This window comes from Kineococcus sp. NBC_00420 (genome assembly GCF_036021035.1).
Lineage (GTDB): Bacteria > Actinomycetota > Actinomycetes > Actinomycetales > Kineococcaceae > Kineococcus.
Genome location: NZ_CP107930.1, coordinates 644,183 through 660,989 on the forward strand (window position 1 = coordinate 644,183; position 16,807 = coordinate 660,989).

The following is a 16,807-nucleotide window of genomic DNA, read 5'->3' on the forward strand; positions in this document are numbered from 1 at the left end:
CAGGCACACCCGCCGTGGTTCACCGGTCGACCTGGGCACAGCCCGAGTCGCCCTCACATCTAAACACGTACCGTCACGTCATGTCGCGGTTAGTGAGGTTCGGGAACGACGAAGGCCCCGCCGTGACCAAGGTCGCGACGGGGCCTTCGAGGAGGGGCGTGGTCGTTCAGGCCGTGCGCGCCACCGGCGCCGCGTAGGACCCGAAGCTGCTGAGCGCAAGCCGGCTCCGGAAGTCGCTCTGCGTCCCGACCGCGGCGTAGTAGGACTCCTTGCGCTTCACTGAAGCGCCGGACCCGCCGACCTTGGCCACCATCTCGGGCGAGAGGTGGGTGTTCATCCCGTCGCGCAACAGCACGAGCGCCTCGGCGCGCATCTGCGAGATGCGCGACTCCGAGACCTCCAGCTCCTCGGCCAGCTCGGCCATCGGCCGCTCCTGGATGAAGTAGCCCTCGATGACGTGCTTGAGGCGCTCGGGCAGGACGAGGATCGCCGAGCGCAGGTAGCCGAGGCGCTCGCGGTGCAGCAGCTCCTGCTCCGGGCCGGGCGTGTGGGTCGGGAGGTGGTCGTCGAGGGAGGCGCCGTCGGCGGTGAAGCCCTGCATCGACAGCACCATCGAGCGCTGCGCCTCGTCGCGGGTCTCCGCGAGCTCCTTCTCGGAGACCCCGAGAGAGGCAGCCAGCTCGGCGTTCTTCGGGGTGCGACCCAGCTCCGTCGTCAGCTTGTCCTCGGTCTGGCTCAGCTTGCGCTGCCGGCTGCGAACCCCGCGGGAGGCCCAGTCGGCCCCGCGGAGGTCGTCGAGGATGGCGCCGCGGATGCGGGTGTTGGCGTAACGGTTGAACGGGACCCCGGTGCTCGGGTCGTAGGCCTTCGACGCCTGGAACAGCGCCATGAGGCCGGCCGAGGTGAGGTCGTCCCGGCTCACGTGCGACGGCAGACGACCGATGAACTCAGAGGTGATGTAGCCGACGAGCGGCAGGTTCTTCTCCACGAGCGCGTGGCGCTCAGCGGCAGAAAGCTCGACCATGGGGAGCTCCCGGGTGGCGAAGGCGGTGTCTGCGGTCACACACCCCTTCTCGGCACACACCCCCCGGGGACTTGAGCGCCGACCGGGTGACGGCTCCCTCCCGCACGCTGCGCCGAACGGGTCGCCGACGTCACTGCCCGTCCACGCGGGGAGCACCGGGGTGACAACAGCCACGTTCGGCGCAACCCTGTTCAGCACCGGGGGGAGAACGACCGAAGGTTGGTCAGAGCGTTGCGCCGCACCACGTGTGGCGCGTGAGGTTCGTGGGGCTGGAGGGAACGTCGTGAAGCCGCTGTGGCAGGTCGTGCGGGATCTGGAGTTCGCGTACAAGAAGGGCCGCCTGACCCCGTCCTACCTCGACCACTACGCCGACGTGAACGGCGAGCGGGTTGCCGCGCTCTACGCCCTGTGCGCGAAGAACTACCTCGAGGTCGAGCACGAGATCGGCCGCAACGACCACCTCGCCGGAGAACGGGAGCACGGGATCGACCAGGCCGCGGTCAACCGCGCCATGGAGGAAGAAGCGCGCATCCTCAACCAGGAGATGCGGGCGGCCCGTGACGACGGAAGGCCCTACTACCTGCGGAAGCCGACGAAGAACGCGCAGTTCATCCGCAAGTCAGGCTGAACGGTCCGGCCAGACCGACGTCGTGTCGACGGAGGTCACCCACGAGTCCTCGGCCACGGCTTCGTCGTAGCGGCGTTCAGGGGTGAGGGCCAGCTTGGTGATCCGCCGCTCGTCGACGGCGACGAGCCAGTAGTGCGGGATGCGCCACTGCGCGTACAGCTCTCGCTTGAGCAGGCGGTCGGTGGACTTCGTGGAAGGGGCCTCCACCTCGACGACCAGCAGGACGTCGGACGGATCGATGTAGGGGCTGTTCTCAGTGAGCACGCTCGCCTCCACCACGAGGACGTCGGGGATGAGAAGCCGGTCCTGTGCACCACGGCGCGCGACGTTGGCGCCGGGAAGGACCACCCACCCCGCAGGAGCCGTGGCGCTGAGACAGGTCTGCAGTCTCCCGACCGTGTACTGGTGCCCCGGACCGGCCATCGGCGTCACGAGCAGTCCCCCGTCCACGAGCTCGATGCGGGGCCCACCGTCGCCCTGCGGCAGGTCCTCCAGGTGCAGCGGCAGTGACGTCCCGATCGACACGCTCACGTGACCACCTCCTCACCACTGATCCTAGCGAGGCGACTCCGCCGTTCCACCCGTCCCGCACCTCAGCTCGTGGTAGCAGCCGCCGATGGACGGCTCGAGCACCACTTGACGACGGCATCGGGGAAGGACACGCATGGGACTGGCAGAGGTCTCCGGCATCCTCTGGAAGGAGCGGGAGCTGCTGGAGCTGCTCCTGTTCAAGCTGGAGGAGGAGCAGCTCGTGCTGGCCAGCGGTCGGACGCGCTGGTTGGCGCACGCGACCCGTGAGGTCGAGTTCGTGATGGAGCAGATCCGTTCCACCGAGCTCCTGCGGGCCGTCGAGGTCGACGCCATCGCCGCCGAGCTGGGCCTCGAGCCCGGCCCGAGCCTCGGCACCATCGCCGACTCCGCACCCGACCCGTGGGGCGAGCTCTTCCGTGGTCACCGCGACGCGTTCCTGACGCTGACCGCGGAGATCCAGGATCTCGCCGACGCGAACCGGGACCTGCTGAACGCCGGCTCCCGCGCCCTGCGCGAGACCCTCCTCGGGCTGGACCAGCCCCTCGACACCTACACCGCGCAGGGCAAGAACACGGTCGCGTCGACCGGTGGCTCCCGCGCCCACTTCGTCGACGAAGCACTCTGAGAGGACCCTGACGATGAGCACCTTCTCCGGCATCAACATCGCCCGCCGCGGCCTGACCGCCGCCCAGCTCGGTATGGACGTCACCGGCCAGAACGTCGCGAACGCCAACACCGACGGGTACTCCCGCCAGCGGGTCGAGCAGTCCGCGAGCGTCCTGAACCAGACGGGGCAGTTCGCCCAGAAGAACATCCCCGGCGACGGCGTCTCGGTCACCAGCATCGCCCGCGTCTCCGACGCCCTGGCCACGTCGACGGCACGCCAGGACTCCGCGGCCTCGAAGGAGCAGGCCGCTGCGAGCTCCGTCTGGCAGACCATCGAGAACGCCATCGGCGACACCGGGGCCACGGGGCTGAGCCAGAGCCTGCAGGACCTGGGCTCGGCCTGGAACACCCTGGCCAACAACAACGGCGTCACCGGCCAAGCCGGTGACCGCCAGCTCGTCCTGACCCGGAGCGCCGCCGTCGTCTCGACCATCAGCAGCATGAGCAACCAGCTGCAGGCGCAGTACGGGTCTCTGAGCCTGCAGGCGAGCGCCCTCGCGACGCAGGCCAACACGGCTGCGTCGAACATCGCCAGCCTGAACACCTCGATCCGCGAGACCTTGTCCACCGGTGCCTCGGCCAACGAGCTGATGGACCAGCGCGACCAGTACCTGAACCAGCTCGCCGACCTCACCGGTTCGCGTGTCGTCAACCGCGACAACGGCACCGTCGACGTCTTCGTCGGCAACGCCACGATCGTCACGGGCGACTTCCACTACGACCTGAAGCTCAGCGTGCCGGACCCGGCGAACCCCGGTCAGACCATCGGCAACCCGCAGATCGGCGCGCAGATCGTCGCCACCATCGGCGGGATGGACGCGGCGCCCGTCACCGGGTCGCTCAAGGGCACCCTCGACGGGGCGAACAAGACCCTGCCCGACCAGAAGGGCAAGCTGGACGCCTTCGCCGCCACGCTGACGACGACGGTGAACGCGGCGACGGGGGCCACGTTCTTCGCGGCCGCCGGTGGCGGGACCGTCACCTCGGCGAACATCGTCCTGGCCGCCACCTCGGTCCAGGAGAGCACGAGCGCGGCCGGTGACGGCTCGACCGACCGCAAGTTCGCCAAGCAGGTCGTCGCCGCCTTCGGCGACGTCAAGCAGAACTGGCGGACGAGCGTCACCAACCTCGCCAGCTCCACGCAGTCGGCCTCGAACCGCGCCGACCTCGCGTCCCAGGTGTCGCTGAAGTCCGCTTCCGTGGCCGACAGCGTCTCCGGGGTCAACCTCGACGAGGAGATGACGAACCTCGTCGCCTACCAGCACGCCTACTCGGCCGCCGCCAAGGTCCTCACGACCATGGACGAAGCGCTCGACACGCTCCTGAACATGGTCCGCTGACCCACTGACTCCCGAGGAGGGGACTGACATGCTCGGCCGCATCACCCAGCGCAGCATCGCGATGAACTCGCTCACGAACCTGCAGGCCAACCAGAACCGCACGGCGAAGCTGCAGGAGCAGATCACCAGCGGCAGCTCCCTGCAGAAGGGGTCGGACGATTCCGTCCGGGCCGCCGCCGCCCTGCGACTGAACGACCAGATCGCCCTCAACGCCGACTACGGCAGCAACCTGGACGACGCCCGCAACGTCATGGACAGCCAGGAGCAGGCGCTGAACAGCACGGTGGACCGCCTGCAGCGAGTCCGTGACCTCGCCGTCGGCGCGGTCAACGGCACCCTGGACGCCAACGCGCGGGGCGGCATCGCCGCCGAGATCCTCGCGATCAAGGACACCATCCTGGGCAACTCCAACACCAACTACGCCGGTCGCGCCGTCTTCGGCGGCACGACCGACAACCCCGTGGCCTACGCGTCCGCGACGGCCCCGGCCACCGGGTACGTCACCAACGACGACGGTGGCACCGTGACGCGGACCATCTCCGCGGGCGTCACCATGGCGGTGAACACCTCGGGCAAGACCGTGTACGGGGACGCCACGAGCAACGTCTTCGACGAGCTGGACAAGCTGGCCGCCGACATCAAGGCCGGCACGTACGGCGCCACGAGCACGGTCAACCTCACGACCATCGACAGCCGCATCAGCCTGGCGACCAACGCCATGGCCACCATCGGCGCCAAGCAGAACCAGGTCGACCACGCCGAGGACGTCAACACCTCCCAGCTGCAGTACTTCACCGCGCAGCTCAACGACGTCCAGGGTGTCGACCCGGCGAAGGCGTACCTCGAGTTCACCCAGCAGAACGTCGCCTACCAGGCGGCGCTGCAGGTGACGGCCAAGACGGTCCAGACCAGTCTCATGGACTTCCTCCGCTGACGCGGACCGCTCCGAACCGCAGTGCGAGAACGTTTCAACCGCCCCTCGTCCCCCGGAGTTCCTAGAGTGACCCTCATGACCGACGCGCCCGTGCACGCCCCCACGATCGAGTTCGTCTCGCCCATCATGGGTTTCGCCGACCACACGGCGTTCCACCTCGTCCCCTTGGACGAGGAGGGGACGTTGTACTCACTGCGCGCAGCTGACGGCACGGGCATCCGCCTCGTCGTCGTCGTCCCCGGGAGGTTCTTCCCGGGGTACGCGCCGGAGATCGACGACGAGACGGTCACCAAGCTCGATCTGCGGGACACCACGGAGGCTGCGGTCCTGAACGTCGTGACGATCGGCGACGACCCGGCCCACGCGACGGTCAACCTGCTCGCTCCCATCGTGATCAACCACCGCACGATGCGGGCTGCTCAGGTGGTGCTCGTCGGGACGGACATGCCACTGCGAGCTCCACTCCTGGCGGTCTGACCAGCAGAAACTCCCCCAACGCCCCGCCGGCTCGCCGGCGGGGCGTTGCTGCGTTTCGGGACGCCACGGATACCGAGACGGATTGCAACTTCTCCGCTACTGTCGGTAGTGGTCGAGACGCCGCCAGGAGTACTCGCGGCGACCAGGCGACGCCCGGGATCCGAGCCCGGGGACCTGAACAGACGAAGGGATCCGTTGTGAGCATCGCTTCCGACACCAAGCCCAAGATCGAGTTCGTCGCACCCCTGATGGGGTTCGACGAGCACACGGCGTTCGAGCTCGAAGCCCTCGGCGACGACGGCATGTTCTACACCATGCAGTCGACGTCGGACCCCAGCCTCCGGCTGGTACTGGCCGACCCCACGCCGTTCTACCCCGGCTACGACGCGATCATCAACGATGAGACCGCCGCCGCCCTGGACCTCCAGGACGAGACCGACGGCGCCGTCCTCACCATCGTCAACATGGCGAGGGGCATGGAGAAGGCGACGATCAACCTGTTCGCCCCGATCGTCGTCAACCCCAAGTCCCACAAGGCGTTGCAGACCCTGCAGTACGGCACCGAGGACGCGGCCATGGACGCGCCCCTCACCCCGCCCTCGGCCTGAGCCTCAGCGCACAACGGAGCGTCAGCTCCACGGTGTCGATCGAGGACACCGTGGAGCCGACGCGCCGAAACCGGCCCGCCTCGTAGAGTCGTGCCATGAACCTCGAACGACCGATCGCCCCGGAGCCGTACTCCCTGCTCCCCTCCATCCCCAGCTTCGCCCTGCACTCCTCCGACGTCACGTCGGGCACGCAGCTGGACGAGCAGCACGCGAGCGGCAACGTCTCGCCGCAGCTGGACTGGGACGGTTTCCCGGACGGCACCAAGAGCTTCCTGGTCAACTGCTTCGACCCGGACGCTCCGACCCCGGCCGGCTTCTGGCACTGGACGATCGTCGACGTGCCACTCTCCGTGACGAGCCTGCCCACCGGCGCGGGCTCGCAACCCGCTCCGCAGGGGGCGACCGTGCTCAAGAACGACATGGGTACCGCCGATTTCACCGGCGCCGCTCCCCCGCCCGGTGACCACCCGCACCGCTACGTCTTCGCCGTGCACGCTCTCGACGTCGAGAGCCTCGGCCTCCCGGAGGGCGCGACGCCGACCGTCGCGGCCTTCATGTCCCTCGGTCACGTCCTGGCCCGCGCGACGCTCAGCCCGGTCTACTCCCGGTGAGCGTCCCGGCGGAGGCTCAGCGCGTCGCCGGGGACCTCGAGCTCGTGCCGGCCGGGGAGAACGCCGACCTCGTACCGGACGCCGTCCGGAAGGCCCTCCCCGAGGGTTCGTGGGCGCTCGGCATCGATCCGGACCTCGCCGACACCCAGGCCCTCGTCGACGCGGCGCACGTCCCCCTCGACGGGTCCGCGAACTGCGTCGTCGTCTCCGGCAAGCGCGACGGGGCGGAGCGGGTCGCGGCGTGCGTGGTTCTCGCGAACACTCGCGCCGACGTGAACGGCGCGGTCAAACGGCTCCTCGACGTCCGCAAGGCGTCATTCCTCCCGATGGACCGAGCCGTCGAGGAGTCGGGCATGGAGTACGGCGGCATCACGCCGCTCGGCCTACCCGGCGACTGGCGCGTCCTGGTCGATTCCGCCGTCGCGGCCAGCGACTGGGTCCTCATCGGCTCCGGGGTGCGGACGTCGAAGCTCGTCGTCCGCGGGTCCGACCTCGCCGCGCTGCCGAACGCCGAGGTCCTGGACATCGCGCTACCCGCCCGGTGATCGTGCGGGGGCCGAGGTCGGCCGCGGACGTCTGGGAGGACTACGCCCGGATCGAACACTGGCCGACCTGGTCCCCGCAGATCACCTCGGTGACCGCGTCGGCGGACCGCATCGCCACCGGGGTCACCGGCACCGTCCGCTCGGGTCCGCTGAAGATCCCCTTCACCGTCCTCGCCGTCGACGAGGACGCCCGCACGTGGACGTGGCGCGCTGCGGGCATGACCCTCGACCACGGGGTCCTCGACCTCCCGGGCGGGTGCGGCACGACACTGCGGGCTCCCGCCCCCTATCGGCCGGTCGCCTGGCCGGCGCTGTGGCGGCTAACTCACCGACAACAACCGGGACACCGTCTCCACCGGTGACCGCCGACCCTCCAGCACCGCCACCACGTCCCGCACGAACGGCAGGTCCGGGTCGCGCCGCAGCAGCGCGGGCGCCGTGGCCACCCCCTCGGCGGTCCCGCCGGCCCGCCCCACTGCCTCCGCCAGCGGCAGACCCTGCCCCAACGCGACGCCCACCCGGTGGTTGCGGGACAACGTCGACGTGCTGGTCGCCACCAGGTCCCCGGCGCCGGCGAGTCCCAGGAACGTCTCCAACCGCCCGCCCAGGCGGCTCCCCAGCGACGCGGTCTCGGTCAACCCCAACGTCGTCACCGCGGCCCGGGCGTTCGCGCCCAGCCCGGCCCCCTCGACCATCCCGACGGCCAGCGCGACGACGTTCTTGAACGCGCCCGCCACGTCGACACCGATGACGTCGGTCAGCGGGTGGGCGTGGAAGGCGGGTGTGCTGCACCAGCCGGCCACCCGCGCGGCGACGGCCGGATCGGCGCAGGCCACGACCGTCGCGGCGGGTTGCCCGCGGGCGATCTCGAGGGCCAGGTTCGGACCGGACAACGCCAGGACGTGCACCGGGTCCAGGACGTCGGCGACGACCTCGGAACCGAACAACCCGGTCGCCGTCTCGACGCCCTTGGCGAGGTTCACGACGGGAACCCGGGGCAACTCCGGGAGCCACTCGAGGAGCCAGGACCGCAACTGCTGCAACGGAACCGCCAGCACCACCAACGACGCCCCGGCGACGACCTCGGCGACGGAGGAACTCGCCCGGATCCGGGGGGACAGCGCGATCCCCGGCAGGTACTCCTGGTTGGCCCCCGACCTGCGGATCCGCTCGGCGAGTTCCGGCCGCCGGCACCACAACCCCACGCTGGTGGCGTTGGTCGCGAGGATCCCGGCGACGGTCGTCCCCCACGCTCCGGACCCGAGGACGGCGACATGCATCCGCGTCACGCTACGCCCGCCGCGTCTCCCACAACGCCACCGCGCTCGCGGCGGCCACGTTGAGGCTGTCCACCCGCGGATCCATCGGGATCTGGACCACCACGTCGGCCCCGGACACCGCCCGCCGGCTCAGCCCGTCGCCCTCCGTCCCCAGCAGCAACGCCAACCGGTCCGGCGCGGCGAAGGAACCGAGGTCGACGGAGTCGTCCGACAGCGCCAGCGCCGCGACGGTGAACCCCGCCTCGCGCAGCAGTGTGAGGTCCCCCGGCCAGGAGCCGGCCCGGGCCCAGGGCAGGTGCAGGACGGTACCCATCGACACCCGCACGCTGCGCCGGTACAGCGGGTCCGCGCAGCGCGGACTGACGACCACCCCGTCCACGCCGAACGCGGCCACGGACCGGAAGATCGCGCCGATGTTGGTGTGGTCGACGATGTCCTCGAGCACCACGAGCCGCGACGGGCCCGCAGGCAGCGAGGCCAGCAACGAGGCCACCGACCGGACCGGGGGCCGTTGCATGGACGCGATGGCCCCGCGGTGCAGGTCCACCCCGGTCAGCTCGGCGAACGCCTCCACCGGGGCCACGAACACCGTCGCGTCCTCGGGCAGCACGTTCACGAGGTCGGAGTAGCGGGCCTCGGAGAGCAGGAACGAGCGCGGCACGTGTCCCGCGGCCAGCGCCCGGCGGATCACCTCGACGCCCTCGGCGAGGAACAACCCCTCCGCCGGTTCACGGCGTGCGCGCAGCTGCACGTCCTTGAGGTGGGTGTAGTCACGCAGGAAACCCGCGTGCTGCGGATCGGTGAGGTCTTCCAACACGATCCGCGGCACGCGGGCAAACTACCGGACGCGGTGCTCAGAGGCGGAAACGACCCACCAGCGCGCGCAGCTGCTCCGACACACCCGACACCTCATCCGCGGCGGTCCGGGTCGCCACGACCGAACGATCCGTGGCGTCCGTCGCCGCCGACACCCCGTCGATGCCGGAGGTGATGCGCTCCGCACCGTGGGCGGCGTCACCGATGGAACGCGACATCTCCGACGTCGTCGCGGTCTGCTCCTCCACCGCCGAGGCGATGGTCGTCTGCAGGTCGTTGATCCGCGCGATGACCTCGCTGATCGAGGAGATCGCCGTCACCGCACCGGTCGTGTCGGACTGGATCGTCGCGACCCGCTTGGAGATGTCCTCCGTCGCCCGGGCCGTCTGCTGGGCGAGTTCCTTCACCTCACCGGCCACCACGGCGAACCCCTTGCCCATCTCACCCGCCCGCGCCGCCTCGATCGTCGCGTTCAGCGCCAGCAGGTTCGTCTGCTCCGCGATCGCGGTGATGACCTTCACGACGTTGCCGATCTCCGCGGAACTCTCCCCGAGGCGGGCGACGGTCGCGGTGGTGTCCTCCGCGACCTGAACCGCGTGCGCCGCAACCCCGGTGGCCTCCGCGGCGGAGGCGGAGATCTCACGGATCGCCGCACCCATCTGCTCCGAACCCGCCGAGACGGCCTGCAGGTTCGTCGACACCGAGGAGATGTCACCCGAGACCGAGCGCACCTCCGACCCCGCCCGGTCGGAGGCCACGGCGGACTCCGACGACGCCTGGGCCAGGGCCCGCGAGGAACGTCCCAGGCTCTCCGCGCCGGCGGCGACGGAGGAGAACTCCTGACGCAGCCGGGCGATGGCGTGGTCGAGAGCAGCGGCCATCCGGCCCAGCTCGTCGCCCCGCTGGATGCCGGAGGAGACGGTCAGGTCGCCCTGGTCCAGGGCCTCGGCGACCGCAGCGATCCGGTTGGCATCACCGCGCACCCGGCGCACGACGTGCGTCGTGACAGCGATGCAGACGGCGAACCCGCCCGCGAGCAGGAGCAGGGTGGTCAGCAACGCGGTGCGGGCCCGGTGCTGACTCTCGGTCACGACCGCCTCGACGGAGGCGGAGGCGTGCTCGAGCAGCACCTTGGCGTCCTTGCGGAACGCCGTCTGCGCGGTGTTGTAGGCCGCCGCCGCCGCACGGCTCGCGTCGTCCTTCGCGGTGAGGAGCGCACCGCCCTGCGTCGTCATCGTCGACAGCTGGGTCGCGAGGTCGGCGGACAGTTCGGCGTCGGAGCCGCTGGTGAGTCCCTGGAGCTTCGTCACCGCGGCGGCGCGGTCGGTGGTGGCCGTCTGCAGGTCCGGGGCCAACGTCGAGGCGCCGGGCAGGAACTGGACGCTGAGGGCGAGCGTGCTGACCTGCTCGTTGAGCAGTTCCACCGAGTGGACGGTGTCCAGGCGGACGAGCGCGTCGTCACGCAACCGCTGGAACTGGTCGGCCTGCCCCTGCGCGGTCACCGCACCGGTCACCCCGAGGGCGAGGGCCACCACGCCCATGCACCCTGCCGCCCCGACGATGCCAGAGGTCAGGGAACCACCCTTGCGCGGGGAACCCGCCATCACAACCGCCCACCTTCACCTGGCGCCCACCTGACGCCTCCACCGGGTTCATCGGCGGTTCGGGCGTTCGGGTGAAGCGTTTCGGCTCAGCCCGCGACGGGCGTCGGGACGACGCCGTTGGCGCTGGCGTCCAGCTCGCGCCGCGGTGACGGCGGCAGATCGATGACCTCCCGCACCTCCGGGTTCGGGCGACCCAGCAGGAAGCCCTGCGCGGCATCGCACCCGAGACGGCGCAGCGCTTCCAGCTGTTCGTGCGATTCCACACCCTCGGCGACGACACCGACGCCCATGTTCTTGGCCATGCCGATGATGCCGGCGACGACGGCCTCGTCCTGACGGTGCCGGCCGAGGCCGGCGATGAAGTGCCGGTCGACCTTCACGTGGTCGATGGGCATCGACTGCAGGTGCTTCAGCGAGGACACCCCGGCGCCGAAGTCGTCGACGGCGATGCGGACCCCCATCATCCGCAGCGCGTGCAGGGTCGAGAAACCCGCGTTCGCGTCGGCGACGAGGAGGTCCTCGCTCACCTCGACGAGGAGCGCGTTGCCCGCCGGACCGGTCGGTTGGTTGGCAGCCACGGCGTCGAGGAGTTCCGCGTTCGCCAGCTGCCGACGGGACACGTTCACCGCGATCGTCAGCTGGCAGTCCTCGATCGTGGAGTACCACTCCTCGAGGGTCCGCCACGCCTCGGCGATGACCCACTTCCCGATCTCGATGATCAGCCCGCTGCGTTCCGCCACGGGAACGAAGTCGATGGGCTGCAACAGACCTCGTCGCGGGTGCTGCCAGCGCAGCAACGCCTCGACCCCCTGCACGTGACCGTCGCGCAGGTCGATGATCGGCTGGTAGTGCAGCCGCAGCTGTCCCTGTTCGACGGCGAGAGCGAGGTCGTCCTCGGTCTGCATGGCGTCGACGGCCTGGGCCTGCATGCGTTCGTCGAAGAGTTCCGACCGCGCCTTGCCGCCCTCCTTCGCCCGGTACAGCGCGGCGTCGGCGCGGCGCAGCAGCTTCGACGCGTCGGCCTCGTCGCGGGCCAGGGCGATCCCGACGCTGGGCGTGATATTGAGCTTGTGGCCCTCGCCGAAGTCGATCGGGCGGTCGGAGATGGAACTCACGACGCGGTCGGCGATGCGGCTCGCGTTGAGCTCGTCGGTCAGGTCCTCGCAGAGGACGGCGAACTCGTCCCCCCCGAACCGGGCGACGGTGTCCTCGGGACGGACGGCGGTCCGCAACCGCTGCGACACCTCGACGAGGACGATGTCCCCGACGGCGTGGCCGTGGGTGTCGTTGACCGTCTTGAACCCGTCGAGGTCGAGGTAGAGGACGGCGCAGGTCTTGGAACCACGACGGGCCAGCGCGTGCTGCAGCCGGTCGGTGAACAACTGCCGGTTGCCGAGGTCGGTCAGCGGGTCGTGCAGGGCCTGGCGCATGGCGGCGTCGAGCTCCACCTGCCGGCTGCGTCCCTCGGTGTCGAGGCGGTTCGCGGTCTGCAGGGAGAGCACGAGCAGCAGGGCTGCGGCCACGATCCCGCCGGCGAGCGCCGTGAGGAGTCCGGAGAGGGTGGGTAGTCCGTCGACGGCGACCTGCACGAGGGCGACGACGCCGACGACGACGAGGGGGGAGACGACGGCCCACGGGACGACGCGGGTGCGTACGTCGTCTCCGGCCAGGTGCCGGGCCGACCAGGGCCAACGGCTCATCCTGCGTTCCTCCCCTTGTCCGGGCTTGAGGCACTTAACTGCACATCGTCACGGGTCGAACACGTTCTGTCTACTTCACCCGGTTGGCCGCGTCCTGTCGAGCCAGCCCGATCGGCCCTGCAGTCACCCGTACGGGTGCAGTTCAGGAGGGCAGGGGGGCGTAGCGCTGCTCGGGTCGGCCCGTCGCTCCGTAGCGCAGCCGCAGCGCGAGTCGGCCCTCGCCGTCGAGGGCGGCGAGGTGGCGCTGGGCGGTGGCGCGAGAGATGCCGGTGGCGGCGGCGACCTCGGCGGCCGAGAGGGGTTCAGCGGCCTCGGCCAGGGCCCGCAGCACGAGGTCGCGGGTCGCGCCCGCGGCGACGCTGGCGTTCTTGGCCGCGCCGGCCTCGGCGTGCAGGGCGCGCAGGGCGGCGTCGGCGAGGTCCTGGTCCAGCGGTTGGGCGTGCTCGACGGCCGTGGCGAGCACCCGCCGGTAGCGGGCGTAGGAGCGCAGCCGGCCGTGCAGCAGCGCCTCGCCGAAGGGCTTCACCAGGTAGCCGAGCGCCCCGGAGCGCAGGGCCCGGCGGAACGTCTCGGCCTCCCCCGCGGCGGTGAGGACGAAGGCGTCGCAGTCGGGGGCGAGGTCGGGCAGCAGGTCGAGGCCGGATCCGTCGGGGAGGTAGACGTCGACGAGGGCGAGGTCGACGGGGGTCCCGGCAGCGCGGTGGTGCTCCAGCAGGACACGGGCCTGGGCCAGCGAGCCCGCGGTCCCGGCGACGTGGAACCCGGCGACGGCCTCGACGTAGCCGGCGTGCAGGGAGGCGACGCGGAAGTCGTCGTCGACGACGAGGACGCCGGGCATCAGCGGACCTCCTCGCTCGTCCGGGTGCGCGGGGCGAGGGTCAGGGCCCCGGGGAGGCGGACGACGAACACCGCTCCCCCCCTCGCCGGGGCCGGGTCGGCCGGGACGAGCCAGGCGTCCCCACCGCGGGTCCGGGCGACCTGGCGGACCAGGCCCAGCCCGATCCCCTGCCCCCCGTCCCCGGTCGTCACGCCGGTCTCGAACACGCTGTCCCGCAGCGCGTCCGGCACTCCCGGGCCGGAGTCCGAGACGGCGAGCACGAGGTCGGTCCCGTCCTGGACGAGGTCGACCTCCACCCGGGCCTGCGGGCTGCCGGCGGCGGCGCGGACGGCGTTGTCGACGAGGTTGCCGAGCACGGTCGTGACGTCGACGGGGTCGGCGACCCGGCCGGCGACCGCGACGTCGCCGAGGGCGAGCACGACCTGCCGTTCGCGGGCGTGCGCGGCCTTCGCCGCGAGGAACGCCTGCAGGTAGGGGTCGACGACGGTGTCGAGACCTTCGACCCGTGAGCCGAGGGGCCCGGTCGCGAGCAGCGTCCGGACGTAGCCCGCGGCCTCCTCGGTGCGGCCGGTCTCGAGGAGGCCGGAGACCAGGTGCAGCCGGTTGGCGAACTCGTGGCGCTGGGCGCGCAGGACCTCCCCGACGGCGCGCACGGCGTCGAGCTGACGGGTGAGCAGTTCGACGTCGGTGCGGTCGGCGACGGTGACGACGTGGCCGAGGAACCGGCCTTCCCGTTCGACGCGGCGGGCCGAGAGCAGCAGGGCCCGCTCGCCCACGACGGCGAGGCGCGGCAGCTGGGCGGGTGCGTCGAGGGTGGCGCGGACGGGCGCGGGGAGTTCGGCGACGTCGCGGCCGGCGGGCAGCCCGCACCCCAGCAGGCGGGCGGCCTCGTCGTTGGCGAGGACGACGCGACCGGCGGGGTCGACGGAGACGACCCCTTCCGCGATGCCGTGCAGGACGGCGTCGTGGCCCTGGAGCAGCCCGCCGATCTCCTCCGGTTGCAGACCGAGGGTCAGCCGGCGCAGCCGCCGGGCGAGGAACCCGGCGCCGAGCAGGCCGACGACGAGCGCGCCCGCGGCGACGGCGAGGGCGGGCAGGACCGCGTCGCGGGCCCGGTCGGCGACGGCCGCGGCCCCCACGCCCACGCTCACTTCCCCGACGACGCGGTCGGAGTCGAGGGCGTAGACGGGCACCTTGGCCCGGGCGGAGGACCCGAGGGTTCCGACCTCGTCGGTGACGACCTCGTTCCCCGCCAGCGCCTGGGTGGGGTCGGTGCTGACCCGCGCCCCGAGGAGGGCGGGGTCGGGATGGGCCAGGCGCAGCCCACGGTCGTCGGTGACGACGACGAACAACGCCCCGGTGCGCCGCCGCACGTCCTCGGCCTCGCGCTGCACGGTGCCCGCGGCGAGGTCGGCGGCGGTGGCCGGCGGGGCGTCGCTGGCGGCGGTCACGGCGGCGCGGACGGCGTCGTCCTCGGCCAGCGTGCGGGCGACGTCGAGGCTGCGGGAGCGGGACTCCTCCACCGCCTGCTGGCGCAGCAGGAGGAGGGACCCGCCGCAGCCGATGGCGAGGACGACCGCGACGAGGAGGAGCAGGACGGCCAGGACCTGGCGGCTGAACGGCCATCGTCGGGGGTCCACACCGCAGACCGTATCCCCGGCCCGGGTCGAGCACAACGAGCACAACACGCGCAAGACGCACCCCGTGAGCGCAAGGCGCGCAACCCGCCCCGCGCGGTGGGCTCCCCCTAGCGTGGCCCGGGTCACACCAACCCCTGAAGACGGAGCAACGATGCTTGTCGCCCTCGGTTTCGGCATGGTCGCCGTGTTCATGGCGCTCATCCTCACCAAACGACTGACCCCGGTCGTCGCCCTGATCCTCGTCCCGCTGTTCTTCGCGGTCCTCGCGGGCAGCGGGGTCGGCGTCGGTGACGCGGTGATGGACCAGCTCAAGGAGTTCGCGCCCACGGCGGCCCTGCTGTTCTTCGCGATCGTCTACTTCGGCCTGATGATCGACGTCGGGTTGTTCGACCCGCTGATCCGGCTGATCCTGCGGATCTGCGGGAACTCTCCGGTGCGCGTCGTCATCGGTTCCGCCGTCCTCGCGGCGCTCGTGTCCCTCGACGGCGACGGGTCGACGACGTTCATCATCACCGTCTCGGCGATGCTGCCCCTCTACCTGCGCCTGAAGCTCTCCCCCGTCGTCCTGACCGTCGTGGCGAACCTGTCGGCCGGCGTCATGAACATCGTCCCCTGGGGCGGACCGACCGTCCGCGCCGCGACGGCGCTGGGGGTCTCGCCCTCGGAACTGTTCAACCCGATGGTCCCCAGCATGCTCGCGGGGATGGTCGCGGTGATCCTCATGGCCTGGGCCCTGGGCGTCGGCGAGAAGCGCCGCCTGGCCAAGGCCGGCCTCGAGCTGACCCTGGAGGAGACCGAGACGGTGGAGTCCCGGGAACTGGCGATGGCCGGCGGTGACGGCCGTCCCCGCACGGGTGGTGGCGGTTCGGCCGGGGGCTCCGCGGACGACGACGGGATGACCAGCGGGGCGCTGGACCCGAACCGCCCCACCCTGCGTCCCAAGCTCATCTGGTTCAACGCCGTCCTCACCGTCGCGCTGCTGGTCCTGCTGGGCATGGACGTCCTGCCGTTGCCGTTCCTGTTCATGGTGGCGGCCGCGCTGGCCCTGCTGGTGAACTTCCCCAACCCCGCCCAGCAGGTCGAGCGCGTCAAGGAACACTCCTCGAGCATCGTCTCGGTGGTCTCGATGGTCTTCGCCGCGGCGGTCCTGACGGCGGTGCTGTCGGAGTCGAAGATGGACACCGCGATGGCCACCTGGCTCGTCGACGTGGTGCCCGACGCGTGGGGTTCGCACCTGGCGGCGATCACCGCGGTGCTGAGCATGCCGCTGACGTTCTTCCTGTCCAACGACGGGTTCTACTTCGGGGTGCTGCCGATCCTCTCCCAGGCCGCGGCCGAGTTCGGCATCAGCCCCGTGGAGATGGCCCGGGCCTCCATCGTCGGCCAGCCCGTGCACTTCACCTCCCCGCTCGTCCCGGCGATGCTGCTGCTGATCTCCCTCGCCAAGGTCGACCTCGCCGACCACCACAAGAAGGTGATCTGGCGGGCCGTCGTCCTGTCCCTCGTCATGCTCGCCACGGCCGTCGCCTTCGGCGTCGTCCCGCTCGGCTGAAACCAGGAGAAAC

General features: G+C 71.2%; 18 protein-coding genes. 10 read left to right on the forward strand and 8 right to left on the reverse strand.

Going from position 1 to position 16,807, the window contains the following annotated elements; genetic code table 11:
* Nucleotides 1-166: 166 nt before the first annotated feature.
* Nucleotides 167-1,063 (reverse strand): sigma-70 family RNA polymerase sigma factor, encoded by an 897-nt coding sequence (locus OG218_RS03140; RefSeq protein WP_328291747.1) that lies wholly within the window; start codon nucleotides 1,061-1,063, stop codon nucleotides 167-169.
* Between the two features lie 244 nt (nucleotides 1,064-1,307).
* On the opposite strand from OG218_RS03140, the gene OG218_RS03145 reads away from it, so the two are divergent.
* Nucleotides 1,308-1,652, forward strand: a complete 345-nt coding sequence (locus tag OG218_RS03145) for a hypothetical protein (RefSeq protein ID WP_328291748.1) — start codon at nucleotides 1,308-1,310, stop codon at nucleotides 1,650-1,652.
* Here the strand turns inward: OG218_RS03145 and OG218_RS03150 are convergent.
* Entirely contained in the window at nucleotides 1,644-2,183 is a 540-nt protein-coding gene (locus OG218_RS03150; protein ID WP_328291749.1) for a Uma2 family endonuclease, read from the reverse strand. The two genes, OG218_RS03145 and OG218_RS03150, sit on opposite strands and share 9 nt — an antisense overlap.
* A gap of 133 nt (nucleotides 2,184-2,316) precedes the next feature.
* On the opposite strand from OG218_RS03150, the gene flgN reads away from it, so the two are divergent.
* The 8 genes from flgN (at nucleotide 2,317) to OG218_RS03190 (ending at nucleotide 7,726) form a co-directional block, all read left to right on the forward strand.
* Nucleotides 2,317-2,808: a flagellar export chaperone FlgN gene (flgN, locus tag OG218_RS03155; protein WP_328291750.1), complete on the forward strand. Its 492-nt coding sequence runs from the start codon at nucleotides 2,317-2,319 to the stop codon at nucleotides 2,806-2,808.
* A gap of 13 nt (nucleotides 2,809-2,821) precedes the next feature.
* Entirely contained in the window at nucleotides 2,822-4,189 is a 1,368-nt protein-coding gene (gene flgK, locus OG218_RS03160) for a flagellar hook-associated protein FlgK (RefSeq protein ID WP_328291751.1), read from the forward strand.
* Between the two features lie 28 nt (nucleotides 4,190-4,217).
* Nucleotides 4,218-5,123, forward strand: coding sequence for a flagellar hook-associated protein FlgL (flgL, locus tag OG218_RS03165; RefSeq protein WP_328291752.1), 906 nt, complete (start codon nucleotides 4,218-4,220; stop codon nucleotides 5,121-5,123).
* A gap of 75 nt (nucleotides 5,124-5,198) precedes the next feature.
* A complete protein-coding gene (locus OG218_RS03170; protein ID WP_328291753.1) occupies nucleotides 5,199-5,600 on the forward strand; it encodes a flagellar assembly protein FliW in 402 nt (133 codons plus the stop codon).
* A gap of 197 nt (nucleotides 5,601-5,797) precedes the next feature.
* Nucleotides 5,798-6,208, forward strand: a complete 411-nt coding sequence (locus tag OG218_RS03175) for a flagellar assembly protein FliW (RefSeq protein WP_328291754.1) — start codon at nucleotides 5,798-5,800, stop codon at nucleotides 6,206-6,208.
* 95 nt (nucleotides 6,209-6,303) lie between these two features.
* Nucleotides 6,304-6,819, forward strand: a complete 516-nt coding sequence (locus tag OG218_RS03180; RefSeq protein ID WP_328291755.1) for a YbhB/YbcL family Raf kinase inhibitor-like protein — start codon at nucleotides 6,304-6,306, stop codon at nucleotides 6,817-6,819.
* Nucleotides 6,816-7,364 (forward strand): YbaK/EbsC family protein, encoded by a 549-nt coding sequence (locus OG218_RS03185; RefSeq protein WP_328291756.1) that lies wholly within the window; start codon nucleotides 6,816-6,818, stop codon nucleotides 7,362-7,364. Before OG218_RS03180 ends, OG218_RS03185 begins: the two co-directional genes overlap by 4 nt.
* A 2-nt stretch (nucleotides 7,365-7,366) precedes the next feature.
* A complete protein-coding gene (locus OG218_RS03190) occupies nucleotides 7,367-7,726 on the forward strand; it encodes an SRPBCC family protein (protein WP_328291757.1) in 360 nt (119 codons plus the stop codon).
* Here OG218_RS03190 and OG218_RS03195 read toward each other — a convergent pair.
* The 6 genes from OG218_RS03195 to OG218_RS03220 all read right to left on the reverse strand — a co-directional run bounded on the left by OG218_RS03195 (nucleotide 7,685) and on the right by OG218_RS03220 (nucleotide 15,242).
* The gene (locus tag OG218_RS03195; RefSeq protein ID WP_328291758.1) at nucleotides 7,685-8,644 is read right to left on the reverse strand and encodes an NAD(P)H-dependent glycerol-3-phosphate dehydrogenase; all 960 of its coding nucleotides are present in this window, start codon (nucleotides 8,642-8,644) and stop codon (nucleotides 7,685-7,687) included. The two genes, OG218_RS03190 and OG218_RS03195, sit on opposite strands and share 42 nt — an antisense overlap.
* Nucleotides 8,645-8,654: 10 nt before the next feature.
* Entirely contained in the window at nucleotides 8,655-9,473 is an 819-nt protein-coding gene (locus OG218_RS03200) for a TrmH family RNA methyltransferase (protein ID WP_328291759.1), read from the reverse strand.
* 25 nt (nucleotides 9,474-9,498) lie between these two features.
* Complete coding sequence (locus tag OG218_RS03205) at nucleotides 9,499-11,064, reverse strand: methyl-accepting chemotaxis protein (protein WP_328291760.1); 1,566 nt, start codon at nucleotides 11,062-11,064, stop codon at nucleotides 9,499-9,501.
* 86 nt (nucleotides 11,065-11,150) lie between these two features.
* Nucleotides 11,151-12,764 carry a putative bifunctional diguanylate cyclase/phosphodiesterase gene (locus OG218_RS03210; protein WP_328291761.1) on the reverse strand — a complete coding sequence of 538 codons (1,614 nt, stop codon included), beginning with the start codon at nucleotides 12,762-12,764 and terminating at the stop codon, nucleotides 11,151-11,153.
* A 142-nt stretch (nucleotides 12,765-12,906) separates the two neighbouring features.
* Entirely contained in the window at nucleotides 12,907-13,602 is a 696-nt protein-coding gene (locus OG218_RS03215; RefSeq protein ID WP_328291762.1) for a response regulator, read from the reverse strand.
* On the reverse strand, nucleotides 13,602-15,242 hold the full coding sequence (locus OG218_RS03220; RefSeq protein ID WP_328291763.1) for a sensor histidine kinase: 1,641 nt from the start codon (nucleotides 15,240-15,242) through the stop codon (nucleotides 13,602-13,604). The genes OG218_RS03215 and OG218_RS03220 overlap by 1 nt, the downstream gene beginning before the upstream one ends.
* A 151-nt stretch (nucleotides 15,243-15,393) precedes the next feature.
* Between OG218_RS03220 and OG218_RS03225 the strand changes: the two genes are divergently transcribed.
* Entirely contained in the window at nucleotides 15,394-16,794 is a 1,401-nt protein-coding gene (locus OG218_RS03225) for a CitMHS family transporter (RefSeq protein ID WP_328291764.1), read from the forward strand.
* Nucleotides 16,795-16,807 lie beyond the last annotated feature (13 nt).

Coding starts and splice junctions, on each gene's coding strand:
- OG218_RS03225 (WP_328291764.1), top strand. CDS start 15,394: ATGCTTGTCGCCCTCGGTTTCGGCATGGTCGCCGTGTTCATGGCGCTC.
- OG218_RS03195 (WP_328291758.1), bottom strand. CDS start 8,644: ATGCATGTCGCCGTCCTCGGGTCCGGAGCGTGGGGGACGACCGTCGCC.
- flgK (WP_328291751.1), top strand. CDS start 2,822: ATGAGCACCTTCTCCGGCATCAACATCGCCCGCCGCGGCCTGACCGCC.
- OG218_RS03210 (WP_328291761.1), bottom strand. CDS start 12,764: ATGAGCCGTTGGCCCTGGTCGGCCCGGCACCTGGCCGGAGACGACGTA.
- OG218_RS03170 (WP_328291753.1), top strand. CDS start 5,199: ATGACCGACGCGCCCGTGCACGCCCCCACGATCGAGTTCGTCTCGCCC.
- flgN (WP_328291750.1), top strand. CDS start 2,317: ATGGGACTGGCAGAGGTCTCCGGCATCCTCTGGAAGGAGCGGGAGCTG.
- flgL (WP_328291752.1), top strand. CDS start 4,218: ATGCTCGGCCGCATCACCCAGCGCAGCATCGCGATGAACTCGCTCACG.
- OG218_RS03205 (WP_328291760.1), bottom strand. CDS start 11,064: ATGGCGGGTTCCCCGCGCAAGGGTGGTTCCCTGACCTCTGGCATCGTC.
- OG218_RS03215 (WP_328291762.1), bottom strand. CDS start 13,602: ATGCCCGGCGTCCTCGTCGTCGACGACGACTTCCGCGTCGCCTCCCTG.
- OG218_RS03180 (WP_328291755.1), top strand. CDS start 6,304: ATGAACCTCGAACGACCGATCGCCCCGGAGCCGTACTCCCTGCTCCCC.